Here is a 25,094-nt window from a genome sequence, read left to right on the forward strand (position 1 = left end):
TCAGCAATAGATTAGTAAGCTCATTAAAAGCTTCAATGACGGAATCTACTAAAACTTCAAATAAAAACAATCTCAATGCGCCCCGAATTTGCTTTTGAAATTGAAAATATCTTCAAATCATTCGAATCAGAAATTGATATACTAAGGCAATGCCCGCCTTCCAAACATACAGATATTCCATCAAGAGCAATTGTCATTAGCGCATACGCAAAAGCTTACGATTTTGTACGATACATGTGCCAAATGACCGACCTAAAACCATCGTTTTTTCAACTACCAATGCTAAGAGGCATCTGTGAAGACCTGATAGCAATATCTTATCTGATAACACAGAGTAAGGCCAAACAAAACTACCTCATAGTTACGAAAAGACATGAGGAACTTAAACTTTCAACAAAAGCACAGGCCGGCTTCTTCAGCAAATACAATAAAGGGCAAATTGTAGCGCCCCCCCTTAATCATGGGGACATCCAGATTATTCTAGATGAATATAGAAGGGCAGGGCACGACTTCGAAAATGCAAAACTCCCCAAGGTCTACACCATGGCAAAACGTGTAGGCCTAAAAGATTTGTACTCTTTCATATACCACTCAACTTCTAAAGCCGTTCACTTTGATATATTCACTCTATTGTCAATGGGTTGGGGGAAATTAGATAAAAAAGAGAGAACAATTGAAGCAAATTACTCGCATGAACACGACTACAAACACTACTACTCGTTTGGAGTCTTCTATTCAACATACTTATTTATTTACGAGACCATAAAATTTGAGCCTTTTTTAGATTTACCACCTAAAATCAAAAAACAGTTATCCACGTTAGAAGAAGTGTACAAACAAATAGACTGGCCAGAATTAGTAACTTTTAGCCAATTGAATATCAAGCCGCCAAATACCTTAACAAAGGCTATTTTCCGTGTAATAAAAAATGAAATCCCCTAACAACTTGGGCAAATTTTACATTCTCGTACACAAACTACAAATTCAACAAATGCAGCTGCCCAAGAACAAGTCAATTTAGTGTGAATAATTATTCTTATCCAAAGACTCCAATGATTGCATAAACTTTCTTGCCAAATTATCCATCTTCCCCAAATGCGCTTGCTCATCAGGGATCATTACTCCTAGCCCATTGCTTGACTGGAAAGTATCAAATATCATTTTTGTCATACATAGCACTATAACTGTCTGAATAAAAAGGGGGTAAAACTTAAGCAACTCGTCACAATCCTTCCTAAAATTTTCTCTTGTCAGCACTAGCCTTTTATTCTCAGAATGAAACTCAAATCCAGCAGGCTTGGGAACTTTTAATGGAAATCCGTCATAGTGCTTCACGCAATTGCAAATCCAATTCACCCTATTAGTGATATAAAACCTTCTCCAATCTTTAAACTTAAATCCATACTTATCATTTACCCATTTATCAACCGACACGTCCTTATTAAGCAAATCGAAAAATAGATATTCAGGCACCTTCAATAAATCCTCCATAAATGCTTCTAACTTATGAAACAACCCAACATAAGCCAACCTAATAACATCATGTAAGGTTTCTTCGAACGCAATTTCCTTCTCATTCAAAAACTCTTTATACCTTGAAGCTCTAACATCCTGCCTTGCCAATACTATTGTTTTATTTACCACAGGTATAAACTGGTTACAAATCAAATCCCTATAAGATGAAATATCAGATACACGGAACATAATCATATTAAACATCTTCTTTCCATCTTCGGTATCTTGCAATAATTTAAAACTTGGAACCTTTAAAAATTCAGATACTAAACTTTCCACCAATTTATCAAATCCATTGACAGTCTTTTTTTGACTCATAAAATAAATTTTTAGAGTTAAAATATGCTATTGTAGCGAATAGGGACGGAAACACTTTTTACAAATCAACAGTTCGGCCTCGAAGTAAAGATCCATATCGTATTTATCTACAGAGTTGATATGGTTACAACAATCGCATTTGTGTTTCAATAACTTTCTGATTTTTCTGCCTACTGATAACCTCTCTTTGTCCTTATTCCAATTGGATTGATTTAACCATTGAATAATTCCAAAGAATCGTTTTATACTCCTAGAGTTAAAGGCATGTTGCTGCTGATCTGTTTTCAAATACAAAGCGTAAATACAATCAACTACGCTACAGGTGTAGATTAACAAGTAAGGCATAACAAAATAAAAATGCTTCCACTGAGAATCCATGTCATTTTCGTTAGAAAAAACAAAATTGAGGTTACGCATTTCAGTTGCATAACCATTGCCATTAGTCACGATGTGTAGAGCTCTCTGGGATTCGCCATATATACCAGCATGACTCTCGCCGTCATACCTAAGTTTATACAATAAATCCGAACTGTACAATTCAGAATTTATCTTAAATACGGAATCGTTAATTATTGTTTTAATATCAGATTTTCTGTTTCTAAAATCAACCGGATCATATTTCTCATCACCCTTTCGGTCATAATAGAATTCATCTATGAACTTATCACTTTCAGTTAATAACCGCTCTAAAATTAGCAACTCGTCTGTAAACGGCTTACGTAAAAGCGCATATGCCACCGTCAATTTCCCTCTCTTAGCCGCGCTAATTGATTCGTATACAAAATTTGCAAGATCGGCAATAACTCCAGAGGCAATTCTCTTAATAAGCACTTCTCTAACAACAACTTTGTCTCCATTGCGAACGAGAAAATCAAGGACACTTTCACGACTGACATCAAATTCATCCATTAATAAGTGATCTAACTCAACCTCTCCAAACGACTTAAAAAGATCATCTTTAATAATAGCTACTAGTTGGTCATAAATATGAGCTGACGTATTATTAATCGGTCGGTACTTACGCGGAAGTGGGACCCTTGCACCCTTTTCTATATATAACATATTGAAAAACGCGTTTTTACAAAGATAAAATAAATTTGGAAATTAGGTTGCATTTTTGCTACCTTTGTAAAGTTCTTTGATATTCATCCGACGGCAAGGTAAAATATGGACATTCCTACTTATGGAATACCCATACGGTTAGGAAGTCTGGGATAACGCTAACTCCCGGATTATACAACCGCATACCTCCTTCAACAAAGGAGGTTGATCTGAGCCTGATTTATCAGGCCACTTTTAATACCAAAAATCGTCTTACTATGACTTTCAAACAAGTAGTAAAGCGTCTTAGAGACGCTGGATGGAGAATCAAGAATCAAGAAGGCGGTCATGTCCACATGACTCACGAAAAGATTCCAGGCAAGGTCACGATTCCGCGACACGGAAAAAAGGACCTAAAGCCAGGTACATTGAGTGCCATTGCCAAGCATGCAAGACTAAAATTTTAGTCTTGCATGCCCAATGGGCTTTTATATCTACCCTTTAAAATTTGGAAAAGATATGAAAAAGTTAACCTTAATTATCGAAAAGGCCGACACCGGTTTTTTAGGGCGCATCAACTACGAAAATAATTTGGTGATTGATGAAGCAGAGTCGCTCGAAGATCTTGAAAAAAACTTTAGAAAGCTTTTAAAAAAATACCACGGCATTGATCCAAAGGAGCTAAAATTTGAATTCAAGTATGACTTATCAGCCTTATTTGAACAATTTAGTTATCTAAAAATATCAAATGTAGCCTCCTTAGCGGGAATTAATGCAAGCTTGCTGCGCTCGTACGTCAGCGGAGTAAAACATGCATCTGAACTTCAAGCAAAAAAAATCGAAATGACCATTCATAAGCTTGGTAAAGACCTCTTGTCAGTTCATGTATATGGCAAATAGTCAAATTGAATCAATCGATTAAAAATTATGCTTTTCCTCCAAATACTTAATGAAATAACCGTAGCTCTGCAACCCGAATTTGACCGCTTGCACCTCGACGCATGGAGTAATCAAACTCACACTGGCGACCTATTATTGGTATCAGAAAACGGCTTTTACCACGAAGAAGTTCACAAATGGAACAATCTCCCCAAAAAACAAAGTCCTTATGTAATTGGTCCAGGTGTTGAGGGCCACTCTGAACGGGCGCATAATGATTTTATTGGAACCTACCTCAAACGAAATTTATCAGAGGAAAACAATAAAGAATATTTAGAAAGAATAAAGTATACTGCCGACTTTAATCCAGAAAGAGATATTCTCCTAAAAGAAGATGAATATTTAGTCCAACAAGAGATGCTAATCTACCAAAAGATTTGGGAGATGGACTCTTTCATAAAGAAATTTTACCAATTAACAAGGCTGGTTTTAGGAGATCCATACGAGTGGCACTTTAAAATCAAACAAAGCACTCAGAACACAGACAAAGGCCTTAAAAGGTCAGCAATCCTTACAAAACTTGTTCAAGATCGATTAAAACCATACTATCCAGTAATATCAAATATAATACAAGATAGCTACATCAGTCAAATAAGAAACTCGATTGCACATTCTAGGTATTCAATCCATGGACGCTTTATTCATCTTAACAATCATATAGAGGGAGATGCCCACTCACAATTACAAGTACTTTCTTTCGAAGAATGGTCAAATATCATTCACAATACCATTGTGCTTTACACTCAAATAAACCGACTCCTTAATAAAGTTGATCAGATTTATTGGGAAATGGCGAGAAAGACAGATGAAAAAGTTGAAGTTCGTATTAACAGAAAAGACCCGAGGAGTTCAACTGAATATCATCTCTTAAAAAGAAGGTCAGAAATAGGAGGATGGTACTGGGCATCAAATGACGAAACTTTAAATTAGGAAAAATATGAAAGCCCAATCCCTTCCCCATCTAACATTTGCAATCCTTCATAGTCATTAATAGGAATAACAGAATTTCATCCAGGGGCACCAATAAACCACCTTAATCCTCTTCATCCAACAAAGGCAATTCTCGGAACCCCAATAAGCCCATATACCCCTATACCTAACTGCAATTCTTTTTGCATTTACTTTACAACAACTACTTTTCGCTAAAGCGCACTCCAATACAATCAAAAAGCCCGCCTTAAACAAGACGGGCGCTCCCATTCATATGCGTTAACCATTAAACCTTATCCTATGCAATAACCTACGGTACACGGAAACACTTAGATTTAACAGGCCGATAAAAATAATCACCTAGCCGCCTGACCGGATAAGAGCATATACTGGCCGCATCCGGAATGCACGACTACCGGTCGCCCAGTCGGCCGTTCTTACCCACTACCATACCCGATAGCCGTCGCGCCTGTACAAAATCCGGCAACTGATCCAGGGGAGCCAGGAAAGCCCTATTTTCGGGCAGCACATCCGAAAAGCGCACCACCTTTACCCGCTCGATGCACAAGGCGTAGATCCGCTCCCCCAGCAGGTTGAATACCGCATGGTCGACCAGGCTCGTCACATCGGCGGTCTCCGAAGGATCAATATCGACGAAAACGCAAAACTCCTTCCGTTCATTCATTGGCTGCCGCACATCAAACCAAAGGTGCTGCGGCCTAATGCCCAACAGATCTAACTCGCTCTCGATACCATCCTCTAATGGCGCCGGCGGTACCAGGGCAATAATCTCCCACCCTGCCCGGCGCGGAGCCTTACTAACCAGCCGGTCTGCAGCCCGGAACGACTTTATTCGTTCGTCCGCCGTTACCACCAGCTTACAGCGCTTCTTCATGCCTCCCTCATCAAAGAACAGCAACGGCCGCAGAAAACGGTCATACGCCGTCAAATGCGCCTCCAGCTCCATCAACCAATACCCTCTATCCATCGTCGTAAGGGATTCGAAATTTTGGAAGTATTCCTGGTGCCGCTCAAACCAGTTCCAGAAGTGCAATGATTTGATCTGACTCATAGTACCTTGTTTTTTATATAAGCAACCTCGATCTAAAAAAAGAGGCACCCAGATCGGGCGCCCCCGTTAACTTACCTACTCTTCTTCGTTCAGCACAGCCGTCTGGCTCACCGCTCCCATCACACTACCGGCTACGGCTACATAGCCGGCGAGGGTATTGACTGCCTCGGGCAGTTCTATGGGTGCTGCGAGTAAGGCACCACTGGCAGCAGCCAGCGCGACGCCCAGGGTACGCAACAATTTGAAGAATTTTGGCGTTTTGCCTGTTACACGATTTACGATGTTGCTCATTGTTGATAATTGAATGGTGAATAAAAATTGCTACTGACCATTGCCTGGATACAGATCGGCATGGAGGCAGGCGCTCATGATCACCTGCTGTCCTTTGCCTTCATTTTCAAATTGGCTCGTTAGCATATTTCTCTCCGGTTTGCTCGCCCCTCTCCTGCCTTATGTCCCTGTACACAGAACCCGGCTGATGAGTGGGTGTAAGAACAACCGTCCAATCGACGATCCGCCTGATAGCGGGACATGGCGGTACCCTTACACCCCTGGGCGAGCCTTTGGGTGTTGCGCGACGTGTGGTCCACGATGTTTGTTGGCTGATATGGGGCCGCTGTAGTATCAGCGACCTGGTTTCCTATAGAAGGAGGATAGCCGCAACGGCGTGCCTGTGCGCCCTAACTTCGACTATTCACCGCACCGGAGGGAGAGCATAACATAACTACCTACGACTATGGTTGATCTACCGCCACGATGGTGGCTGCATTCGAACGGCCCGTCTTCAGCGGATAGTATTGCCCGTTCGTTTGCTGGGTAAACTCTACGCACAGCGCCACAAATACAGTATCCGGGCTGTTGGGCGGAAAGTCGAGCACCAGGTTGGCGGCAGCCGTCGGCAGCTGATCCCAGGGCAAATGACCCGTTTCGGCCCGCATGAAAGACGAATCGCCCGTGTTAAAATTGATGGCGGAGGCACCGGCTACGATCTTGTAGTGCGTGGTGCCTTTAGCGGCCTGAACCATCGTCTTTGGAACAAAAGAAGGGATCGCGACGGTAGCCTTGCCAGTGACCCTGTCAATGGTGACCGGACAGCGAACATAGAGCGTATCACGGATACCAGCCCTCCCGTTGAAGTTGAAGTTCTTGAACTGCAAGTGATCGCCGTTGGCGACGCTGCGCTCACCCCGGTTGCTGACGCCGTCGGTAGATAATACCCGTTTACAGACTGTGAGCAATCGTGCCTGGGTGATCTTGTCTTTCGCATAAACGGTTACGTCGCGGAAAATAGAGCGCAACAGGTAAGCGGCTTTGCCCGCTGCTGCAAATTCCGCGGCATTTTCGCGGGTGCGCTCAAAATTGGGGTCAGTCGCCATTCTTTCGGCGCTGACACCTTTGGGTTCTTCATTAGCCATGATGTTTCGTTTTTTACGTGATGGAAATAATTGATCGACCAAGAACTTTAATTCGGTATAGTAGTGAACGAAGGGCAGCAAGGCGTCTTGCTGGATTCGTGCGGACTGGTAGTCGGTAAACATGCCACTGTTCTGGCACTGCTCTGGCACTGTTCTGCCACTGCACTGTAAGGGGTTGGATTGCCAGGGCATATCCAGAACATCGGCAGGCAACAGCCAGGCCAGTAACCTGCCAGTGTCGCTGAACAGCGGTGTCATCGCGTTACTTTGCATGCCGGGTATGTTTGCTGTTATTGTCATATCAATCAATTTTGATAACACAAAGCTGCGGCATCTACGGCGATCGATTAGTTTACATACCGTTTATAAACGGTCGACTATTTTTGCAACAAGGCATAAAAAAAACGCCCGAAAATCGAGCGTTTTAGTTGACTTTGCGAAGTTTTCAATGCTTTACGCAGTTTCTGGGCCAAAACCGTTTATAAACGGAGTTACATTTTCGCACTCACGACAAGTTTGCTGGCTTACCCAACACCTCGTCCAGCATGTCGTCGGTGATAAAAAGGACATCGAGTATGTAAACAAGGGCGTCCTCGTCTGCTCCCGGACGCCATTCCACGAATGCCTTCGCCACCTCTACATGGAACACTTTCTGATTTACATAATTGGAAAGCGGCCGGATAATGCAACCCGTATATGTACCAAGTGTAGCCTCATGAGCCTGCGATAAGCGCTCCGTTTTTGCTGTCACCAGTTCGGCATCAAACGTGGACAGATAAACAGCGGAAAGCGATCTAAAATCCCTAAAGCTTCCTAAATCGATTTTCACGTTTAAACAAAACCAATGGAAAATTTTTTCTCCATCCCATATATTATCGCCCTCGCCCATAGCACCTGCCATCTCTATCATAAACACCAACTGCGTAAACTCTGCAAGCCCAGCATGCCAGGTCATTTTCATAAACCATCTATCAGCGGCAGGCATGCTAATAAACCTATTCGATGGCTCTACCGGCATCATTGTTTTGGTAGATAAACCAAGGCTATTGAAAAGCTCTACTGTTTGCCCCAATCCGTCCGTTTCTGTATCCAGGGGAATGCCCGCTTCATCCAACGCATTGATCACATTAAGTTCCTCCTTTACCACTTTTTTTCCCATAGCCATCAAGGCATCCGGATCGCATTGATCCTGCAAGGCCAACCGCATCGTTCTAAAATCGGGATAGGGCGAAATATCGAAACCACCCGCTCGCACCATATTTTCTCCTATATCGTCTACATCTCCCATAATCTTAGCCATGGCGAGTGCCACGGTTACAAAATCAACTTGGGTGCCGGTAAAGCGTAACGGCTCCCGGTCGGGCTGCTCTCTATTTTCCTGCATAAAAAAATGTTTTAACTGTTTATAATAAGATTAGAAGTCCTTTGAGTCCAGGAAGCGGTTGAATCCATCTAGCAGGTCTTTGATAGGCCGGTCTGGCTCTTGCTGACCAATCAGGCGGTTAATGGTCTGCCGGTGATTACGCAGGTCCACACCCCATTGTTTGCCCAGGTGCTGCATAACACCATTACGGGAAGCCTGGCCATGGTTAAAAGAGTTGACCTCACACATAGCATACCCCAGGGCGGTCGCCAGGGTTACACTACCGGTATACACGATGACATCAACGCCTACCGGAGTTCGCTTTGCCACCACAAGATCCTCATCACCAGACAGTCTTCGGCCAATGTATTGGCTATACATTTCAGCCGCCAACAGCTCGGCGAGTTGCCCGTCACAAAGGGTACTAAAACGTTCATCGAAATGCCCGGTGCCAGCATGCAGCAACCAATGCTCATGGCCGCGTACAAACCAGGCCTCGTCCAGGTGTACTGCACCCGATTGGCAATATTCCCATAAAGACCGGTACTGATCGAAGACATGTTCGATGTATGTCATTTCTTTCATCAACCTTTGCTCCTGGTTCCATATACCTTTCCATCCACCCAGGTCTAATTGCAATACACGCTGGTAATACCTGTACCGGGCCGCAACCTGCGGCTTAGCCTGTTTGAAAAAATAGATCTCGCTTAGTTGGTCGGGAAAGCCTTTCTGGACAACGTCGTGCCGCCATGAGCAAAGTAGATCATGACACAATCGAATACATATTTTCAGCCGCCTGACGAGGTCAACCTCTTTTCGCTCGACCTCCGCCAGCCTGTTCAGGAGAGATTGAAGCTGCTGTTCAATCAATGCTACGGAATTTGACATTGGTTAGGTTTTAATTCAGTAAAAAGCCGTTAACAGGCTCGATTCATGCTACTAATGATCGTCTTTTACAACCCACATGTGCAGGATACATCCCGGAGAGAGCAAATCAGCTGATGACCAAATGTAGCGACCAGACAATATTCAAAAACTTACAAAATCGTAAGAAATGTATTATCGTACTGCATTTAATACCCGAATCGGATCAATTCTGCGTGTATATTAAACCGTTCTCACTAGTCCTGCTATCCGAAGAAAGTATGCTGTTTGATTATTTTACCTATTTTAGTAAAGCTCCAACCGACATACGCTTACCAGGATCAAAACCAACCTTTATTCACCCAAAAACAAAAAAATTATGGAACAATTGTTGGCATTCCTGCATCTCATCAAACCTATGAGCTCCGAACTGGAACAAGACCTGAGAAGTATCATCAAACACCGGACGGTTAAAAAAGGAGAGTACATTTTAAAGGCGGGGAATGTTTGCAAAGAAATGTGCTTTATCACCAAAGGCCTGCTACGTTGTTTCATTGAAAAAGACGGTAAAGAGATTGTAACCTGGTTGCTGAAGGAAGGGGATGTAGCCACAGCGGTAGTAAGTTTTCACGATGAAACGCGCAGTGACGAATACATCCAGGCACTGGAAGACTCGGAAATGTATTACATCCTCAAAGATGAGTTGGAGGAGATCTATGAAAAGCATATGGAATTCAACTATCATGGCCGGAAGCTGACCATCATGTACCAATTGGAAGGCAGGAAACAATATAATATCATGCTTTCTCTGTCGGCGCAGGAACGTTACGAACTGCTGGAAAAGACAAAACCCGACCTGATTACGCGCGTACCGGCAAAGCAACTCGCATCCTATCTCCGCATTACGGAACCTTACCTAAGCAATATTAAAAGTCAAAGGAAGTTGGAAACGAAGCAATCTCCCAAAGAATAACAGATAATAGGGCCATGCGCCCTTGCTTGCTTTGGCAGTTAAATATAAAGGCCTACCCAATTTTCGGGTAGGATTTTTTGACATCGGTTGAATTTAAAAGCTATCTTATATCGTCGTTTCCCCAATTATTTTCACGTCTCTTTTGACCTTTTTACTTAACTTGCCAGGAAATGGCCAATAGCACCTCCGGTCATCAGTGATAAAGCAGCAGCATAGCGCAGGTGACAAGACGCGCCTGACGAATTTCTCCCGGTAAAATTAAAGCTCCAGGTACATGAGCAATCGTGTATCAACTTGTACTGTGAATACCATAGCATAGTACGATCAGGAATCGAATAGCCTTAAGCAAACGATAGTGGCTGGCCGGCGGCTAACTGCTGCCGTAAAACCAGCCTTGCTTGACGATGAAGTATTATGAAGTACGGCTAACATTGTCATTTAGCCTTTTAAAGCGCCTGCGCGGGCGCTGGTTCAAATCTGCCATGCAACTGACCGTCGCCCGGCGGCCCTTTTCGGGCATAGTATAGGGTATGGACTGGTGGTTATGAAAGATTTTCACTGAAAGCCGGCAGTTTGCCGGCTTTTTTTGGTGTTACAGACAAGTATACCTGTACGAAAAGCAACGCTTTACGCAAATAATTTGTAAGTTGCCAATGTCATATTGCTATGACCGGCATTGTCATTGACAAATGGGAATTGTTTGTCTTTGCTTTGAGAACGGCTGCTGTTCTTTATGGGCGCATCACATCCAGGCAGGATGAATAAACCGGCCAAGTGTTCAAACGCCGCTGAGGTATCACACTTCAGCATGATGCGGGATGAGTACAAAGCAAATATAGGTCAAATATGACACCTAGCAAATCTTTTTATAACATTTTGTAACATTCTGAAGTCGAAGGCTAAAATATTAGAGGGATTAGTTGTTCAGATTGTCGCGATCGTCGGCAATAGAGCTAGTGCCTATGATATACTTAAAAGAACTAGCATGACCTACAGCCGCCTAATGAAGGACGAGGTTAAATATGAGAAATCTATCGACGTTTTAATCGCGAAAGCAGAAAATTGGCTGAGGCAAAACGAAGCTTCTAACCAGGTAGTCAACGAAACGCCAGACAACTACGGAGGTAAATCTCCCATATCCGGAGACAGCCCCCCTACCCTAACCGAACGTGTCAACTATCTCGAAAATGGATTCATCAGGTTTGAAAATGTGCTATTAGCACTTGCAGAATTTGAACTAAGCGACAAATCCCCAGCCGCCAAGTTAGCGCTTGCTAATAAACTTAAGGCCGAGGGGCTTGGCAATATAGCGACCCAGGAACCGCCGAAAAAGACGCCTAAAAAAAGGGCAAGCAGCAGCGAAAAGAAACCACCACATGAACCGACCCGTGACTAATTTTCCTCTGGCAACTGGCCATCATAATTAAATAGCTCCACCAACTCCACCTTCAACACCCCAGCAATCTTTACGATGGTTTGAAACTCTACATTAACCATCCCGTTTTCAATTTTGCTCAAAGTACTGTTGGAAATTCCAATCTCTCGCTCTATTCCTTGTAAAGTGAATCCCCTGTGTTTCCGTAATTGATGAATGCGTTGGCCAAATCGCATTAATTCCAAGGTCAATTTTTCTGGAAAAGACATGAATATGAAACTTTTTATTAAGAAAATACTTCGGTTTTATAAAACCGAACCTATTTACCTACCGTATATAATAATACATCTAAATATACAACTATGCATCCATCTTAATCATTTCCCCAAAACCAAGGCAGCATCAACTTTAAGCACATAAATAAAATCTGTTTACCTCGAAAAAGTACAATATGAAAAGAACAAAAAAACTTATGACCGACAACAACACAATTCTAAGGCTCACGGAGGAACAACAATCAGCACCGAATGAAGTGATCGAAGAATTCTTCACCAACTATCACCTGGCCGATGTTCGTGCATTGCTTTGGAACTGGCTAACCGCCGGCCTCACCAACGACAGCCATTTCCGCGATGGCCGGTCGCGCAGCAACCTCATCTTTCTGTACGAACAAATGGAAGCATTCACGGAAGCCAGTTTCCTGCTGCGTCGCCAAAAGGGTAAAACCAGACATCGATAACCAGCTACTACACGCACAGAAAACAACTCCCCTTGTTTTTTATTCCAATTAGCCAGCCTACCCCTTAGTTTCTTTGTTCGATTTACCTGATACCCTAATCCGATCAAAATAATCAGCATCCCTAATTCTACTTGGGCCTATACACCTCAATCCTTACATTTAACAAGCTAATTAAACGTTATACCTTCTCCCCTTCCTTACAGGCATAACGCCTAAATAACTATTATGACTTGCAGATTCATTGTGATTTACCTCTCGCTGCTGACTACCCAAATCGTGCATGCACAAATCATTTCGGAAAAACTAATTTTCAAAGATCCCAATGACTCACTATACTCGGAGTATTATAAACTTCGGTTTAACAGAGAAGGCCAATACTGTTTTGAAATAAAAAGGAATGGCCAGATGTACTATTTAACCAATACCGATACGATTGGCAGGTGTAAATTCATCGGCTCAGCTTACGGAAATGGCGGAGTTAGATGGAGAAACGGCAACTATTATTGCAGGTTCCTGGACGTCGAAATTTCCATTCCGTTAAGGGACAAGGAGGGCAACTTTCTTAAGCCAGACAAAGAAAAATCGATCAAGCAAGTGGAGGAATCTGAATTCTATAAAATGATCGCGTCTCTACCAGGCTAGCAACAATACCTACAGACACAATTATTTGATAAACAATTCATTAAATACTCAAACACAGGCATTTCTGCAAATCTAACATTTTGTGTTAGATTTGCAGAAATGATTCCACGCAGACTTGAAGCCCGTGTAAAAGAAGCCCTATTGAGAAGCCCATCTGTTGCCCTAATGGGGCCACGCCAGGTAGGCAAAACAACTATTGCACTGAATATTGCAGAAACTATCCCATCCATTTATCTGGACCTTGAGAATCGGAGAGATTTGCAGAAAGTCCAGGATATTGAAACATTTCACGCTGAAAACAGGGATAAGTTAATTATCATGGATGAAGTTCAGCGACTGCCTGAAATATTTACTTCATTACGAGGAATTATTGATATGGAACGTCGGAAAGGTAACAAAACCGGACAGTTCCTGTTTCTTGGTTCAGCCTCCATCGATCTCTTACAACAATCCAGCGAATCACTGGCAGGACGTATTGCATACCTTGAACTACATTCCATCGATGCACTGGAGTTCGCCGACAAAAGTGTAGAAAATGTAAATACACTTTGGGTGCGAGGTGGATTTCCAGAAAGCTTGCTGGCAGATACGGATCAAAATAGTTTGGACTGGCGATACGATTTCATTAGAACTTACCTGGAACGTGATATACCACAATTAGGACCAAGGATTCCAGCAGAAACGCTGGAACGGTTTTGGACAATGCTGGCGCACACACAAGGAAGTACTTTAAATGCGGCCCACCTTGGTCGCAACCTTGATGTATCATCACCGACTATTACACGCTACATTGATTTAATGATAGATCTACTGCTGGTTCGTCGCCTTAAGCCATGGACAGTCAATGCAGGGAAACGCCTTATCAAATCGCCTAAGATTTATGTACGCGACAGTGGCTTAACGCATGCATTGCTGAATATTCCAGATTATAATAGTTTGTTGGGGCACCCTATTGTAGGAAAAAGCTGGGAAGGGTTCGTTATCGAAAATATTATGTCAGTGGTTCCTCCAAGGGTACAACCATACTTTTATGGAACTGCTGGTGGAGATGAAATAGACCTTGTTTTAGAATATCCAGGCGGCGAAAAATGGGCTATTGAAATTAAGCGAAGCTCATCACCAGCTGTTTCAAAAGGATTCTATGTTGGATGTGAAGATATAAAAGCGGACAGGCGATTTGTAGTTTATTCAGGGGCTGACAAGTTTTCGATGGGTGAAAACGTTACTGCCATCTCCTTACCAGGCTTAATGCAACAGCTATCTGAACATACTTCAGGACAGGCCGTAAAACCCTAGCACCGCCTCTTACCCAGGAATCACCTCCACCACCCTCTTCCGGCTCAACCGGATCTTGCTCCGCCGGGGAATGATGGGGTCAAACCGCTCCGGGATCAGGTAAATGATGAGTAAGACAGACAAGGGCCACAGACCGTTCAGCAGGGCGTCGCGCCAGAAGGTGGAAGGACGGTCAACACGGGCATCGGAAGGATGGCCGGGCTGGTAGCGCACCGGCACCGCGTCGCCCTCTTTATAGGGCAGGCTGGCCGACTCATTAAACTGTATGGAATCCTTACCCACTGTAAACAGCACCACCAGGTGATTGCTGATCGATCCATTCACCTCCAGCGTATGCCCCGTAAACCAGACCTGCCCCGTAGTGACCGTCGTCCTGGCAAGCCATATCATTTTCCAGATAAAGGTCGGCAGCAGGCACAGCACAGCCAGCAATAAAAAGAAGGTATTTCGGGTGAACGTCACGGCAGGTGATATAGACAAGGTTAATCAATTTGCCAGTAACAGCAATATAAACCTTTTTAACTATTGCCTTCAGTAATAGATTGTTAATCGTTGCCATGACATCCCTATCTATTATTGTCGTTAACCGCCATCGGTCAGGCCATTTTATCTAAACGCCCGAAACCATACAAAAAAACCTTTCAAATTAACTTTAAAAACTATAGTAATCAAAGACTTATAATACTTAGACCATAAATCCACATGTTTGCTATTTGCGTAAATAGAGTTAATTTGATCTCAATGCCAACATTACTATCTGTAAATGGCTACGGTTTTTCTTTTACAGCAACGAAAATCATGAACCGATACATGTACATATTTCTAAAGGAAATGCTAATGGAAAGGTCTGGCTTGAACCGTCTTTATCAGTTGAATACTTAATTGGCTTTAGCAATGCCGAGGAAAGAACAATTATAGAAACTATAAAGACAAACCTTGAATCCTTTAAAAAGAAATGGAATGAACACTTCTCAAAGTAAACAGTTTGACGTCATCGATCACCTGATCTTTTCTGAAGGTCTTCGCTTACAGGCAGTAGACATACAACCTGACTTGGATTTGATGACGATATACCTAAACACAAAAGCCACATTAAGCCATCAACTATCTTCATCCAAACTATTAAAAGGTGCAGATAGATCTAAGTTGATGAAATATGAATTGATAGGCGGTGGTACAGGAATTCATTGGCCCTTATTAGATGAAGACTTAAGCCTTAAAGGATTTCTGGAAGATGAACTGCGAAAGGTTGTCAAAAGGAGAAATCAACCCTTAGCGGCCTAAAGCTTCTTTAGATTAAACAGTTTTAAGTCTTCAGTTTTGCTGAAAGCTTTTTTTATTCCGGGGACTTTGCATTATACTTTCGCTTATTCGTCAAAACTCCTCCCTCACCACCTTCTCCCTGGGCGCACCCAGCTCCAGCAAAGTAGCTTCCAGCCCCAGCACCATCGGGTCGGGACCGCAGAGGTAAAAATACTGGTCAAACGTGGAGAGCTTTTCTTTGAGGTAGTCCGCATCTATTTTGCGGTTATCGTACTGCACACTGGCCTCCTGTGAGAGTGTATTGATAAAGCGATCGCCCAGCATTTGGGTAAACTCATCTTTGAGGATAATATCGCGCTCCGTACGATTGGAGAAGATCAGCTGATTGCCATCGAGCTGGTTCGTTTTGTGCAACTGACGCAAGATGGCGATAAAGGGCGTGATCCCCGCCCCGCCCGCTATGAACGTGCCAGGCCCTTTGTAATGAATCGCACCCCACACATCATGCAGTAACAGCTCATCGCCTTCCGCCAGCTTGCCCAGCTCATTGGTGACGCCTTCGTGATCGGTATAGATCTTAATGGTAAACTCCAGCGTAGGCCATTCGTTCAGGCTGGTAAAGGTAAACGGACGGCGTTCGTTTTCCCATTCGGGGGCATTGATGCTGATCTCCGTGGCCTGACCAGGTGTAAACTTATAACCCTCAGGTTTCTCCAGCGTAAACCGGCGCACATTGTGCGTAACGAATTCCGCTTTTAGTATCTTGACGATATGCTCTTCTGCTGCCATGGGTATGAATTTACAGGATGGTATTGGTAAAGCGTGTTAATGTTACAAATATAGCCGGACTAGGCCGTCGCATAGTTGTACATTTCACTGCTTTCCATGGCGGTATTCCGGCTTTCTACCCGCTTGAGCGGCACATCGATATAAACGGTAGTTCCTTCACCCGGCGTGCTGTGAATGATCAGCTTGCCCTGCACAGCAGCCAGTCGCTTGTCCATATTCCCCAACCCCAGCCCCTTCTCGGTTCCATTGAACAATTTGGGTCCGGGCAGAAATCCCTTCCCGTTGTCGCTGACCGTGATCTGCAGGTTCTGCGGTAAACAGTGCAGATTGATTTCGATGTGCGTGGCTCCCGCATGCTTAACGATATTGTTGAGCAATTCCTGTACGACCCTAAACAATACCAGTTCCGTTTCGGGCGAAGCTTTCACCCAGTTTTTACAAATATCCAGGTGCGTGGTATACAACCCGGTCTTCTCTAAAAAGTGTAGTTGATTTTGTATGCAGGCCGTCAAACCCGCCTCGCTGATAAAATCCGTGTTCAGCGATTTGGCAATATAACGCAGGTCCTGGATCGCCTTGGTGATCAACGCCTGCGATTCGTGCAGCTTATTTTGCGTTTCCTCCGGCTTACCCAGATCGATGGAGTGCATGTTGAGTTTGACAAATGTTAAGGCTTGTCCGATGTTGTCGTGGATCTCCTGGCTGATGTGCTGAAAGGTTTGTTCCTGCAGTTCGAGTTGCGTTTTTAGCAGCTGCGCCTCCCGCTCGGCTACCTGAACCGGTGGATCGCCGGTGCGCAAACGTATCCTCCTGCGATACGTTGAAAGCAGGTAAATAGAGGCTGTCACACTGGTAACAAGCAGTGTTGCGGCAAGCAACAATTCGGTAATGTTGTTGGCGGGCATAGGCGTTTAATAGTTAAGCACTCTTTTTGTGTTTAACAGATCCCATGTAAAAAATCAAGGTTGGGCCGTGTACGGGCAAGGCAGCTATGTTTTCGCAGGAACGATGGAAAAAAGGAGGTAGATACTAATACAGTGCGGCAGAAATTCTGGTACTAATTTAGGTTATATAGTGATATGTGCAAACGTATAACCACGGTTTTTACGCTCCGATGATCGTATTTCATGAATAAATACCCAGTTAGGTGCAGTTTACCGCAATTAAATGATTTTAGTCAACGAGCGCGTGAACCTTTTGTTCAACTATAACGGTCATTACGCCACGGATAAGCTGTACTCGAATAACCACGCTCTTCCCAAAAACCAAGCACGTTGTGGGTTAGGAACTCAATCCGGCTCACCCACTTTGACCCCTTCCAGGCATATAGTTGGGGTGTGATCACGCGAACCGGCCCTCCGTGCTCCTTTGGCAGCGGTTTTCCTTCTACGGTATGTACCAGCAACACATCGGGTTTCAAGGCTTCTTCCAACGCAATATTCGTCGTATACTCATCGTACCCGTAACAAAGTATATGTGTAGCGGTCTCTTTCGGTTGTACCAGGGCTGCCAGATCGATGAGGCGTACGCCCCGCCAGTTCATATTTAATTTGGACCAGGTAGTAACACAATGAAAATCCGACGTATCGTCTGTTTGTGGCAAGGCCATAAACTCCTCCCAATTGAGGGTTACCGGATGCTCCACCGCCCCGTCGAGGGTCAGGCGCCAATCGGCCAGGGCGATATCGGGCTGTACGCCCAGGTCGAGTACGGGCCATTTATGGGTCAACACCTGCCCCACCGGCACCACGGGCATACCGTGTCGATTGGGATTACCAGACCCCAGGGGCCTGTTATCGGCCATGGAAGGCGTCGCCTTCATTTGCTCTTCGAAGCGGGCCTTCAGTTTCATGCGCGCTTCCACCACCTTCTTCATTTTGCCGGATTCTTCCATGGTCAATGATTTTATTGAATATAACCCATTTCTGCCGACAGGCAATTCCTTGTTGACCAGCAACCCGTGATTCTACGACAGAAACGATGAAGGATACAAGGCATCGAGGGGAAGAAAGGCAATCCCGACATACGTCGGGACAAAAAGGCATCTAGACAACCAGGCATAAAGGCAACGGAGGGAAAGGCATAAAAGGCAACTAGGCACAGAGGCAACTAGGCATCGAGGAGGAAGAAAGGCAGGGAGGCAGCAAGGCATCGAGGCAAGGAACTTAAAAATCATCCTCCCGCTTGGGCTGGGGATTCTTGTGCGCACGCAACTCCAACAGATGCAAAACTGGTATCGCGATAATAGACAATACGATCATGATCACATACGCCGTGCGGCGCGTAGCATGGTGCTGGAACTTCTGAACAGGTATATACGAATAGCCCATCAACATCGTAAATGTGATCAGCAATGCAATAAAGATCCCTTTAAGAACCCGGTAAGTGGTCGCCATAATCAGAGTGCCCTGCGTAAGTTGGTACGCAAAAATACAAAAAGCGGGTGGTAACCATACCACCCGCTTCTAAACGCCCGATAGAGGCTAATTATTTCTTCGGCGCAATATCCTTGATCAAATTGCCCTGTATCGACCACGCGAAGTCAAGCTGGATCATATCCTTGAACATAGGCGAATTCATACTAATGTATTGATCCGTCGAGTAACCGATGAGACTTAACTCTGTCGCCAGGCTATGACAGCTCATACAATTGGTTTGCACACCCACTGCCCTGCCAGGAATCAGCTTGCTGCTGATGTTGAACGACGAGTCGCCACCAATAGGCCCTACCCCGGCGAACTCCGCCTCGAGATACGGATTGTATCCGATCATCGGGATCACCCCCGTATTGGTACCGCCATTGATCGGCTGGTTGGGCAATACCATCGCATAAGCACTGGTTGCCTGGTAATTGGCCGCTGCCCCTTTGATCTGGCTTGGCTTCAGGCTTTGTGCCAGGGCCGAACTGGGCGAATACACTGCATTACCCGGCGCCCAATAAAAAGATTGCCAGGTCCAGTTACTGATCTCCTTCGTCGCTACGTGCATCGCCACCAGGATCGCCACCTGCCCCGCTTGGGCAGTATTCAACCCCTCCGACCCCTGCGACGCATTCATATAAGCTGCCATGGCCGAATCGAGCCGGAAATGAATAAACTCCCTGGCATTGACGATCGCGCCCTGTATATCTTTCGATGACATGCTCACCGGCGTCACCTGCTTACCGGCAGGCTGACTGTTGCGCAAATCGACGTACACACAGGTAGGCCAGGAAGTAGGCGCCCAGGGTATCTGCGCACCACCGGGAGGCGGTCCGCTCCAGATCGGCAACTGGATCAGGCTATCCGTACCCTGCCCTACATAATACGTCGGCTTGATGGTGATGGCTTTTTGCGGGAAAGGCGGGATAGTACCGATGCCCCCTTTCACTTTGTATTTATCGACCACCGACATTTTGAGGATCTGGTTGCTAAGGGCATAACAGGCCGCATTGGGATCATAGGCCACCGTGACCCAAAAGAGTGCCGAATCATTGACTGGCCTGCCGGCAGCTAATTTGGATGCCAGCATCAAACGCGCCGTTTTGCCGCCATGCTCTGCCTGGTGCGGGAAATGCAATTGCGCACGCGTGGTTTTGGTAGCCCCACAAGCACTATCGCCGTTCTGGATCATCGTCCGGATATCTGTAATACCCAGCCAGGTTTCAAATACCCGCAACGAATCGCCCTGGTATACCTGGCCCGATTGTGCGGTAAGTCCGGCCCAGATACCCCACACATGGTTGTACACGCTGGCAGAATCGTAGTTGTTGGGAAAATTCTTGTTGTTGAGCCAACTGTAGATGACGTTGGAATCTTCGGGAAAATTGAAACCGGGAACTATAGAAGGCAGTTCTACCGGTGTGATGCTGCTTTCACCGACCTCCGGCGTTGCAGGTGTTGGTTTTGGATTACACAAGGTTGCCAGTACAACAACGCCTGTTAACACCACGCCGGTGATGAGCGCTTTTCGAATTCTCATTTGCTTTGGTTTTTGGTAAAATGGATCCTGGACGATGAACAGCTTTGAAATTAGACACATTCACCGAAGCCATCAAATTCCATTAATTACCAACATACGTGCATTACCGTTTGCAACAACATCAACGGTTGCAATTGACCGAATTAAGCGCAAGAAAAGTAGTTCTACGGATTATTTTGCAGCATATCTTACCAATGAGGACATAAATCTTGGCCATTAATTTTTAGAACTATTTTTTCTTCCCCCACCGTTGTTTTACATACGCATAGGCTTTACGCTCGTCAGCGTCCAATGGAATGGCCGTCTTCAGGTATTGCGTGTAATATTTGCGGGCCAATGCTTCGTTCTTTAAAGACACTTCACAGATGCGTCCGCAATTATACAAAGCCAGCGGACTTTTATACAGATAGTACGCCGTGTCATACGCCGCTACTGCTTTCTTGAACTGCTTCGTAGCTTCAAAGTTTTCGCCATAGGCGAAGTAATACATTTCGCCGGTTTTGGAGATGGCTTTCTCCAGGCAGGCATCCAGCAACTCATTGCTGCGGTCATACTGCTTCAATTTCGCAAAAGACTTGGCCGCATAATAATACACCGCTTCCACTTCGATACCTGCCCGCATTACATATTCACATACACGCACACTTTCTTCATATCGTTGCAGGTTGTAATAAGAAAGGATCAACTTGTTGATGGGTCCCAGGTTGAGCTCAGACAAACGGATCAAGGCCTCTCCCGGTTTGAGTACAGCGTTGTAATCTTTGTTTTCATACGCACTGCGCACCCGCGACCGCAATACCGACATATTATTGGAATCACGCGTAAGCCCTACCTCCAGCAAGCTATCCGCTTGCGCATAATCCTTTACATCGATCAACACTTCCGCCAGGGCCACCAGGTTCCGAAAGTCGCCCGGGGCCAACGCATAGGCATTGTGCAGGTACACCAATGCTGTATCCTTTCCTTTTTTGCGGCTAAACAACTCACCCAGCCCACGGTGGTAATTGGCTACCCGTGGCTGCAGTCGAATGAGCCGGGCATAATACTCCATCGCCAGGTCCGGTTCACGGTTATAGAAGATGGTAGCGAGGTAATGATTGGCCGTTACATTGAGTGAGTCGTTGGAGAACATTTTGAGGTAAACGGTCTTCGCATCCCGTACATTGTCATTCATGTAATACGCATACCCCAGGTAACGCAACGCCGCCTGGTTGGTAGAATCGGCCTCCACCAGGGGCTGCAGGTATTGGATCGCTTCGTCAAACTGCTGTTCCTGGAAATAGTCCTGCACCTTGTTCTTATCGATGGCCGTAGATTGGGCGCTGGCAAATGACTGACACAGGAGAATACTACCTGCAGTTAGTAGTGTACTGATCTTCATGGTTGAGCTGGTTTTTGCTGATTGCACGGGCCACCACCCAGCCGCCGTGGCCCAGGTGCACCCGGTTGCTGAGATGCAGCACTGAGTTTTTTCCATACAAGCGGGCCTATTTTTTTCGGGCCGCACCGGATCGAATGATTTATCTTTGCGGCTTACAACTCAAGGGGTGCCTTGTGCCGCCACAACGCGACACTGACAAACAGGCTGAGATTATACCCATTGAAAGCAGCAAACTTGTCAACAGCAACTGCTTTCAAACACCTGATCCGGATAATACCGGCGTAGGGACGAGGAATAATACTTTTCCGGCGCAGGTCGCCTGCTGCTTCCTTTGGGCTTGTACTTCATCAGCTTAATTGTATTTAACGTATGGATGTTTCTGCATGGTTCTCGCTGTTGGGCGAGCAATTGGCCACTCAGCCCTTTATTCAATGGGTGGCGCTGGGCCTGGGGGTATCGGAAGTATTGTTTGCCCGCGCCAACAAGATCTGGCTTTACCCTACCGGCATTGCCGCTACCGGATTGTCGATCTTTATCCTGTTTGAGGCGGGATTGTATGCCGAGTGTTTATTAAACCTATATTACATCGTGATGAGCGTGTACGGCTGGTGGTACTGGATCAAAAAGAAGAACGAGCCGCCTGTGCCCATTACCCGCAGCAACCGGCAGGATTGGATCACGGTGTTGCTGATCGTTGTAGTTGGTTTTGCGGTACTGGCCTGGTGCCTGCACCAGTTTACGCCTTCTACAGTACCCTACTGGGATGCCTGGGTAAGCGCTACCGCCTGGGCTGGTATGTGGTTACTGGCCAAGAGAAAGATTGAGAACTGGATCCTGCTGAATATATCCAACGCTTTCGCGATACCATTACTGCTGCACAAAGACCTGCCTTTATATGCAGTGCTGACCTTATTCCTTTTTATCGTAGCCATTTTTGGTTACATCAAATGGAACAAAATCCTCCAATCAGAAGAACCTTTCGACAGGTTTGCCGTCGAATAATGAACTATGGGTGCTTTGTCAACGATTCATCATCCTTCGGACGTGATCGATCCGGTCCTGTACAGTACGTTGAGAGAATATGCGGCCGATGCAGAACTGATCGGTCGCCTGCATGATGAGCAATTACACATCATCTACCAGCAAAAATGGTTCAACCTGTTTGTGCCGCAACAATATGGTGGGCTCGGCCTCTCGCTGCCCGAAGCCCTGCGCATTGAAGAGGCGCTGGCCTGGACGGATGGCAGTGTGGGCTGGACGGTCACCCTCTGCAGCGGGGCAAACTGGTTTGTAGGTTTCCTGGCACCATCTGCGGCAGCTTCGCTTTATGGCAACCGCAAGGTATGCCTGGCTGGCAGTGGCAAACCTTCTGGCATTGCCCAGGTCACCGATTCGGGCTACCTGGTCAATGGTCAGTGGAACTATGCCACCGGGGCCTTACACGCCACTGCGTATACCACTAATTGCCTCATCCAAAAGAATGGTGAGCAGTTGCTCGACGCCAATGGCCACCCACTCTACAAATCGTTTTGGTTTTACCCCAGCGAAGTAACCATCCACAAGAACTGGCATACGATCGGCATGATCGCCACTTCCAGCACCGGCTTCTCCATCAAAGATGTACATGTTCCCTTCGAGCGCAGCTTTGTGCTGGAGCCCGGCAAGGCCGTATTGCCCGATCCCGTATTCCATTTCCCCTTCCTGCAGTTTGCCGAAGTAACGCTGGCCGTGAATTTTGCCGGTATGGCTGCACGCTTTCTCGACCTGACGCAAGATATTTTTGAAGAAAGACAAAAGCATCCAAATACACGGCAGGAAGTAGCGCCCCCCTTCGAGTCGATGCTGCGGCAAGCGCAACGGCTACTCCGCGACGCCCGGAAACGTTTTTACCAAGCGGTCGACCAATCCTGGCAATCGATGGTATCGTCGCAGTCCGTATCCGACGAATTGCTGCAGGCGATGAGCACGACCAGCCGGGCGTTGGCTGCCATCTCCCGCGAGCAAGTGGATGGTTTGTATCCCTATTGCGGCATGGCAGCGGCCGATCCATCCACACCTATCAACCGGGTATGGCGCGATCTGCATACCGCTTCACAACATGCCTTGCTCAACTATCCGCTGGAGTAAGTGCTGGGTGTTATCTACTTAGGGGCGGGCACGACCCGCAGATGGCCCATTGGGCAATTTTAGCTTATTGTCTTCGCGGTATTGCTTCAGCACTGCTCCTGCTTCTTTGGGGCGATCGGTGCTCAGGATATCGGCCCCATTGCTGATGTACTCCGCGTACATTTTATCGCCACGCGCAGTAGCCTGGCGGTCGAGGTTGCCCATGGTACCGAGAATACACTGGATCTTGCGACCATGCAACAAGTTGTACAGGCTCGAGTCGGGCTGCGATACACCTACAAAGGCGACCATCTTTTCATCGGGTATCCCTTTATCGTGGAGGCGTTGCAACTCCTGTGCATTCCGAATGGTGACAGATAATAGCAGGTCGGGGGCCAGCTTGTGGACTTCGTCGGCCTGATCGGCGTTGTACGTAATGATGACATTGCCCGCCTCTGCTTTGGCACGGCGCACTGCGTCGATCACGCGGGCGAAAGGCACGCCCCGTTTTACATCGAGCGTATAGATCACTTTGCCCCTGCCCCAGTTCAGCACCTCATCGAGTGATGGAATTCGAAAGGCAGTAAGATTCCCTTCATTGTCTTTCAGGTACAGTTGCTTTAATTCTTCCCAGGTATAGTCTTCCACTTTGCCTTTACCGGTAGTGGTACGGTCGAGGGTATTGTCGTGCATCATCATCAACACCGAGTCTTTACTCAACGCGATATCACATTCTACGATCAGCGGCTGATCGTTGAGGCTGTTGCTGAAGGTTTCAACAGCATTCTCCGGAAACCCTTTGGCCGGGCCACCGCGGTGTGCGCTAACCAGTGGTACCCTTGATGGGCTATACGACAAAAACCGCTGTAGCTCTGCCACATTGCGGAAGGAAAGATAGTTGGCCGACTGTTGTGCACCTGCCCCCAGGGAGCATGCCAACAACAGCAGCCAGGTAGATAATTGTCTTTTCATACTAAAATATACAACGACCTGGCTGATCGCTCAAACAGGTCGTTGGGGTGATTAAGATAACTTTTTGCTGTAGGTATTGGTAGAGGCCGGATTCAGCGATTTTACTCATACGTAACAATAAGACGCCATATGACGGATGAA

Annotated in this window: 28 protein-coding genes; 12 read left to right on the forward strand and 16 right to left on the reverse strand. The window is 45.8% G+C overall.

Going from position 1 to position 25,094, the window contains the following annotated elements; genetic code table 11:
- Positions 1-75: 75 nt before the first annotated feature.
- Positions 76-942 carry a DUF5677 domain-containing protein gene (locus P2W70_RS24075; protein ID WP_276484097.1) on the forward strand — a complete coding sequence of 289 codons (867 nt, stop codon included), beginning with the start codon at positions 76-78 and terminating at the stop codon, positions 940-942.
- 75 nt (positions 943-1,017) lie between these two features.
- Here the strand turns inward: P2W70_RS24075 and P2W70_RS24080 are convergent, their stop codons facing one another.
- Positions 1,018-1,833: a hypothetical protein gene (locus tag P2W70_RS24080; protein ID WP_276484098.1), complete on the reverse strand. Its 816-nt coding sequence runs from the start codon at positions 1,831-1,833 to the stop codon at positions 1,018-1,020.
- A gap of 27 nt (positions 1,834-1,860) precedes the next feature.
- A complete protein-coding gene (locus P2W70_RS24085; RefSeq protein WP_276484099.1) occupies positions 1,861-2,895 on the reverse strand; it encodes a hypothetical protein in 1,035 nt (344 codons plus the stop codon).
- 257 nt (positions 2,896-3,152) lie between these two features.
- Here P2W70_RS24085 and P2W70_RS34480 point away from each other — a divergent pair, with 257 nt between their 5' ends.
- The 3 genes from P2W70_RS34480 to P2W70_RS24095 are packed head-to-tail and all read left to right on the forward strand — an operon-like array spanning position 3,153 to position 4,743.
- Positions 3,153-3,341: a type II toxin-antitoxin system HicA family toxin gene (locus tag P2W70_RS34480; protein ID WP_420832399.1), complete on the forward strand. Its 189-nt coding sequence runs from the start codon at positions 3,153-3,155 to the stop codon at positions 3,339-3,341.
- A 52-nt stretch (positions 3,342-3,393) separates the two neighbouring features.
- Positions 3,394-3,774 carry a hypothetical protein gene (locus P2W70_RS24090; RefSeq protein WP_276484100.1) on the forward strand — a complete coding sequence of 127 codons (381 nt, stop codon included), beginning with the start codon at positions 3,394-3,396 and terminating at the stop codon, positions 3,772-3,774.
- A 27-nt stretch (positions 3,775-3,801) separates the two neighbouring features.
- Positions 3,802-4,743 carry a hypothetical protein gene (locus P2W70_RS24095; RefSeq protein WP_276484101.1) on the forward strand — a complete coding sequence of 314 codons (942 nt, stop codon included), beginning with the start codon at positions 3,802-3,804 and terminating at the stop codon, positions 4,741-4,743.
- A 412-nt stretch (positions 4,744-5,155) separates the two neighbouring features.
- Here P2W70_RS24095 and P2W70_RS24100 read toward each other — a convergent pair whose 3' ends face one another.
- The 5 genes from P2W70_RS24100 to P2W70_RS24120 form a co-directional block, all read right to left on the reverse strand.
- Positions 5,156-5,815: a hypothetical protein gene (locus tag P2W70_RS24100; RefSeq protein WP_276484102.1), complete on the reverse strand. Its 660-nt coding sequence runs from the start codon at positions 5,813-5,815 to the stop codon at positions 5,156-5,158.
- Between the two features lie 75 nt (positions 5,816-5,890).
- Positions 5,891-6,106 carry a hypothetical protein gene (locus tag P2W70_RS24105; RefSeq protein ID WP_276484103.1) on the reverse strand — a complete coding sequence of 72 codons (216 nt, stop codon included), beginning with the start codon at positions 6,104-6,106 and terminating at the stop codon, positions 5,891-5,893.
- Positions 6,107-6,549: 443 nt separating this feature from the next.
- Positions 6,550-7,530, reverse strand: coding sequence for a hypothetical protein (locus P2W70_RS24110; protein WP_276484104.1), 981 nt, complete (start codon positions 7,528-7,530; stop codon positions 6,550-6,552).
- A gap of 205 nt (positions 7,531-7,735) precedes the next feature.
- A complete protein-coding gene (locus P2W70_RS24115) occupies positions 7,736-8,614 on the reverse strand; it encodes a hypothetical protein (RefSeq protein WP_276484105.1) in 879 nt (292 codons plus the stop codon).
- Between the two features lie 30 nt (positions 8,615-8,644).
- Positions 8,645-9,481 carry an RteC domain-containing protein gene (locus tag P2W70_RS24120; RefSeq protein ID WP_276484106.1) on the reverse strand — a complete coding sequence of 279 codons (837 nt, stop codon included), beginning with the start codon at positions 9,479-9,481 and terminating at the stop codon, positions 8,645-8,647.
- 355 nt (positions 9,482-9,836) lie between these two features.
- Between P2W70_RS24120 and P2W70_RS24125 the strand changes: the two genes are divergently transcribed.
- Positions 9,837-10,430 (forward strand): Crp/Fnr family transcriptional regulator, encoded by a 594-nt coding sequence (locus P2W70_RS24125; RefSeq protein ID WP_276484107.1) that lies wholly within the window; start codon positions 9,837-9,839, stop codon positions 10,428-10,430.
- Positions 10,431-11,415: 985 nt separating this feature from the next.
- Positions 11,416-11,826 (forward strand): hypothetical protein, encoded by a 411-nt coding sequence (locus tag P2W70_RS24130; RefSeq protein ID WP_276484108.1) that lies wholly within the window; start codon positions 11,416-11,418, stop codon positions 11,824-11,826.
- Here P2W70_RS24130 and P2W70_RS24135 read toward each other — a convergent pair.
- The gene (locus tag P2W70_RS24135) at positions 11,823-12,074 is read right to left on the reverse strand and encodes a helix-turn-helix domain-containing protein (protein WP_276484109.1); all 252 of its coding nucleotides are present in this window, start codon (positions 12,072-12,074) and stop codon (positions 11,823-11,825) included. The genes P2W70_RS24130 and P2W70_RS24135 overlap by 4 nt on opposite strands.
- 182 nt (positions 12,075-12,256) lie before the next feature.
- Here P2W70_RS24135 and P2W70_RS24140 point away from each other — a divergent pair, with 182 nt between their 5' ends.
- Together P2W70_RS24140 and P2W70_RS24145 are read left to right on the forward strand one after the other, a co-directional pair.
- Positions 12,257-12,544, forward strand: a complete 288-nt coding sequence (locus P2W70_RS24140) for a hypothetical protein (RefSeq protein WP_276484110.1) — start codon at positions 12,257-12,259, stop codon at positions 12,542-12,544.
- Positions 12,545-13,285: 741 nt separating this feature from the next.
- Positions 13,286-14,482 carry an ATP-binding protein gene (locus P2W70_RS24145; RefSeq protein ID WP_276484111.1) on the forward strand — a complete coding sequence of 399 codons (1,197 nt, stop codon included), beginning with the start codon at positions 13,286-13,288 and terminating at the stop codon, positions 14,480-14,482.
- Positions 14,483-14,491: 9 nt separating this feature from the next.
- Here P2W70_RS24145 and P2W70_RS24150 read toward each other — a convergent pair whose 3' ends face one another.
- Positions 14,492-14,962: a DUF3592 domain-containing protein gene (locus tag P2W70_RS24150; RefSeq protein ID WP_276484112.1), complete on the reverse strand. Its 471-nt coding sequence runs from the start codon at positions 14,960-14,962 to the stop codon at positions 14,492-14,494.
- Between the two features lie 338 nt (positions 14,963-15,300).
- Here P2W70_RS24150 and P2W70_RS34485 point away from each other — a divergent pair, with 338 nt between their 5' ends.
- Together P2W70_RS34485 and P2W70_RS24155 are read left to right on the forward strand one after the other, a co-directional pair.
- Complete coding sequence (locus tag P2W70_RS34485; RefSeq protein ID WP_420832409.1) at positions 15,301-15,462, forward strand: hypothetical protein; 162 nt, start codon at positions 15,301-15,303, stop codon at positions 15,460-15,462.
- Complete coding sequence (locus P2W70_RS24155; RefSeq protein ID WP_276484113.1) at positions 15,443-15,766, forward strand: DUF2442 domain-containing protein; 324 nt, start codon at positions 15,443-15,445, stop codon at positions 15,764-15,766. Before P2W70_RS34485 ends, P2W70_RS24155 begins: the two co-directional genes overlap by 20 nt.
- 90 nt (positions 15,767-15,856) lie before the next feature.
- Here P2W70_RS24155 and P2W70_RS24160 read toward each other — a convergent pair whose 3' ends face one another.
- From P2W70_RS24160 to P2W70_RS24185, 6 genes are all read right to left on the reverse strand, one after another.
- On the reverse strand, positions 15,857-16,534 hold the full coding sequence (locus tag P2W70_RS24160; protein ID WP_276484114.1) for an FAD-binding oxidoreductase: 678 nt from the start codon (positions 16,532-16,534) through the stop codon (positions 15,857-15,859).
- Positions 16,535-16,593: 59 nt separating this feature from the next.
- Positions 16,594-17,439 (reverse strand): sensor histidine kinase, encoded by an 846-nt coding sequence (locus tag P2W70_RS24165; protein WP_276484115.1) that lies wholly within the window; start codon positions 17,437-17,439, stop codon positions 16,594-16,596.
- A gap of 296 nt (positions 17,440-17,735) precedes the next feature.
- Positions 17,736-18,428, reverse strand: coding sequence for a sulfite oxidase-like oxidoreductase (locus P2W70_RS24170; RefSeq protein WP_276484116.1), 693 nt, complete (start codon positions 18,426-18,428; stop codon positions 17,736-17,738).
- A 271-nt stretch (positions 18,429-18,699) separates the two neighbouring features.
- The gene (locus tag P2W70_RS24175; RefSeq protein ID WP_276484117.1) at positions 18,700-18,930 is read right to left on the reverse strand and encodes a hypothetical protein; all 231 of its coding nucleotides are present in this window, start codon (positions 18,928-18,930) and stop codon (positions 18,700-18,702) included.
- Between the two features lie 91 nt (positions 18,931-19,021).
- The gene (locus P2W70_RS24180; protein ID WP_276484118.1) at positions 19,022-20,494 is read right to left on the reverse strand and encodes a hypothetical protein; all 1,473 of its coding nucleotides are present in this window, start codon (positions 20,492-20,494) and stop codon (positions 19,022-19,024) included.
- 229 nt (positions 20,495-20,723) lie between these two features.
- Positions 20,724-21,875 (reverse strand): tetratricopeptide repeat protein, encoded by a 1,152-nt coding sequence (locus tag P2W70_RS24185; protein ID WP_276484119.1) that lies wholly within the window; start codon positions 21,873-21,875, stop codon positions 20,724-20,726.
- Between the two features lie 369 nt (positions 21,876-22,244).
- Between P2W70_RS24185 and pnuC the strand changes: the two genes are divergently transcribed.
- Positions 22,245-22,877, forward strand: a complete 633-nt coding sequence (gene pnuC, locus P2W70_RS24190; protein ID WP_276484120.1) for a nicotinamide riboside transporter PnuC — start codon at positions 22,245-22,247, stop codon at positions 22,875-22,877.
- Positions 22,878-22,892: 15 nt separating this feature from the next.
- Positions 22,893-24,002, forward strand: coding sequence for an acyl-CoA dehydrogenase family protein (locus P2W70_RS24195; protein ID WP_276484121.1), 1,110 nt, complete (start codon positions 22,893-22,895; stop codon positions 24,000-24,002).
- Between the two features lie 18 nt (positions 24,003-24,020).
- On the opposite strand, the gene P2W70_RS24200 is transcribed toward P2W70_RS24195, so the two are convergent.
- Positions 24,021-24,953 carry a glycerophosphodiester phosphodiesterase family protein gene (locus tag P2W70_RS24200; RefSeq protein WP_276484122.1) on the reverse strand — a complete coding sequence of 311 codons (933 nt, stop codon included), beginning with the start codon at positions 24,951-24,953 and terminating at the stop codon, positions 24,021-24,023.
- Positions 24,954-25,094: the final 141 nt, after the last annotated feature.

This window comes from Paraflavitalea pollutisoli, assembly GCF_029360705.1.
Lineage (GTDB): Bacteria > Bacteroidota > Bacteroidia > Chitinophagales > Chitinophagaceae > Paraflavitalea > Paraflavitalea pollutisoli.

Excerpts from the sequence above, each read along its gene's own strand:
- P2W70_RS24075 (WP_276484097.1), top strand. The coding sequence starts at position 76 with ATGCGCCCCGAATTTGCTTTTGAAATTGAAAATATCTTCAAATCATTC.
- P2W70_RS24080 (WP_276484098.1), bottom strand. The coding sequence starts at position 1,833 with ATGAGTCAAAAAAAGACTGTCAATGGATTTGATAAATTGGTGGAAAGT.
- P2W70_RS24085 (WP_276484099.1), bottom strand. The coding sequence starts at position 2,895 with ATGTTATATATAGAAAAGGGTGCAAGGGTCCCACTTCCGCGTAAGTAC.
- P2W70_RS34480 (WP_420832399.1), top strand. The coding sequence starts at position 3,153 with ATGACTTTCAAACAAGTAGTAAAGCGTCTTAGAGACGCTGGATGGAGA.
- P2W70_RS24090 (WP_276484100.1), top strand. The coding sequence starts at position 3,394 with ATGAAAAAGTTAACCTTAATTATCGAAAAGGCCGACACCGGTTTTTTA.
- P2W70_RS24095 (WP_276484101.1), top strand. The coding sequence starts at position 3,802 with ATGCTTTTCCTCCAAATACTTAATGAAATAACCGTAGCTCTGCAACCC.
- P2W70_RS24100 (WP_276484102.1), bottom strand. The coding sequence starts at position 5,815 with ATGAGTCAGATCAAATCATTGCACTTCTGGAACTGGTTTGAGCGGCAC.
- P2W70_RS24105 (WP_276484103.1), bottom strand. The coding sequence starts at position 6,106 with ATGAGCAACATCGTAAATCGTGTAACAGGCAAAACGCCAAAATTCTTC.
- P2W70_RS24110 (WP_276484104.1), bottom strand. The coding sequence starts at position 7,530 with ATGACAATAACAGCAAACATACCCGGCATGCAAAGTAACGCGATGACA.
- P2W70_RS24115 (WP_276484105.1), bottom strand. The coding sequence starts at position 8,614 with ATGCAGGAAAATAGAGAGCAGCCCGACCGGGAGCCGTTACGCTTTACC.
- P2W70_RS24120 (WP_276484106.1), bottom strand. The coding sequence starts at position 9,481 with ATGTCAAATTCCGTAGCATTGATTGAACAGCAGCTTCAATCTCTCCTG.
- P2W70_RS24125 (WP_276484107.1), top strand. The coding sequence starts at position 9,837 with ATGGAACAATTGTTGGCATTCCTGCATCTCATCAAACCTATGAGCTCC.
- P2W70_RS24130 (WP_276484108.1), top strand. The coding sequence starts at position 11,416 with ATGACCTACAGCCGCCTAATGAAGGACGAGGTTAAATATGAGAAATCT.
- P2W70_RS24135 (WP_276484109.1), bottom strand. The coding sequence starts at position 12,074 with ATGTCTTTTCCAGAAAAATTGACCTTGGAATTAATGCGATTTGGCCAA.
- P2W70_RS24140 (WP_276484110.1), top strand. The coding sequence starts at position 12,257 with ATGAAAAGAACAAAAAAACTTATGACCGACAACAACACAATTCTAAGG.
- P2W70_RS24145 (WP_276484111.1), top strand. The coding sequence starts at position 13,286 with ATGATTCCACGCAGACTTGAAGCCCGTGTAAAAGAAGCCCTATTGAGA.
- P2W70_RS24155 (WP_276484113.1), top strand. The coding sequence starts at position 15,443 with ATGAACACTTCTCAAAGTAAACAGTTTGACGTCATCGATCACCTGATC.
- P2W70_RS24160 (WP_276484114.1), bottom strand. The coding sequence starts at position 16,534 with ATGGCAGCAGAAGAGCATATCGTCAAGATACTAAAAGCGGAATTCGTT.
- P2W70_RS24165 (WP_276484115.1), bottom strand. The coding sequence starts at position 17,439 with ATGCCCGCCAACAACATTACCGAATTGTTGCTTGCCGCAACACTGCTT.
- P2W70_RS24170 (WP_276484116.1), bottom strand. The coding sequence starts at position 18,428 with ATGGAAGAATCCGGCAAAATGAAGAAGGTGGTGGAAGCGCGCATGAAA.
- P2W70_RS24175 (WP_276484117.1), bottom strand. The coding sequence starts at position 18,930 with ATGGCGACCACTTACCGGGTTCTTAAAGGGATCTTTATTGCATTGCTG.
- P2W70_RS24180 (WP_276484118.1), bottom strand. The coding sequence starts at position 20,494 with ATGAGAATTCGAAAAGCGCTCATCACCGGCGTGGTGTTAACAGGCGTT.
- P2W70_RS24185 (WP_276484119.1), bottom strand. The coding sequence starts at position 21,875 with ATGAAGATCAGTACACTACTAACTGCAGGTAGTATTCTCCTGTGTCAG.
- pnuC (WP_276484120.1), top strand. The coding sequence starts at position 22,245 with ATGGATGTTTCTGCATGGTTCTCGCTGTTGGGCGAGCAATTGGCCACT.
- P2W70_RS24200 (WP_276484122.1), bottom strand. The coding sequence starts at position 24,953 with ATGAAAAGACAATTATCTACCTGGCTGCTGTTGTTGGCATGCTCCCTG.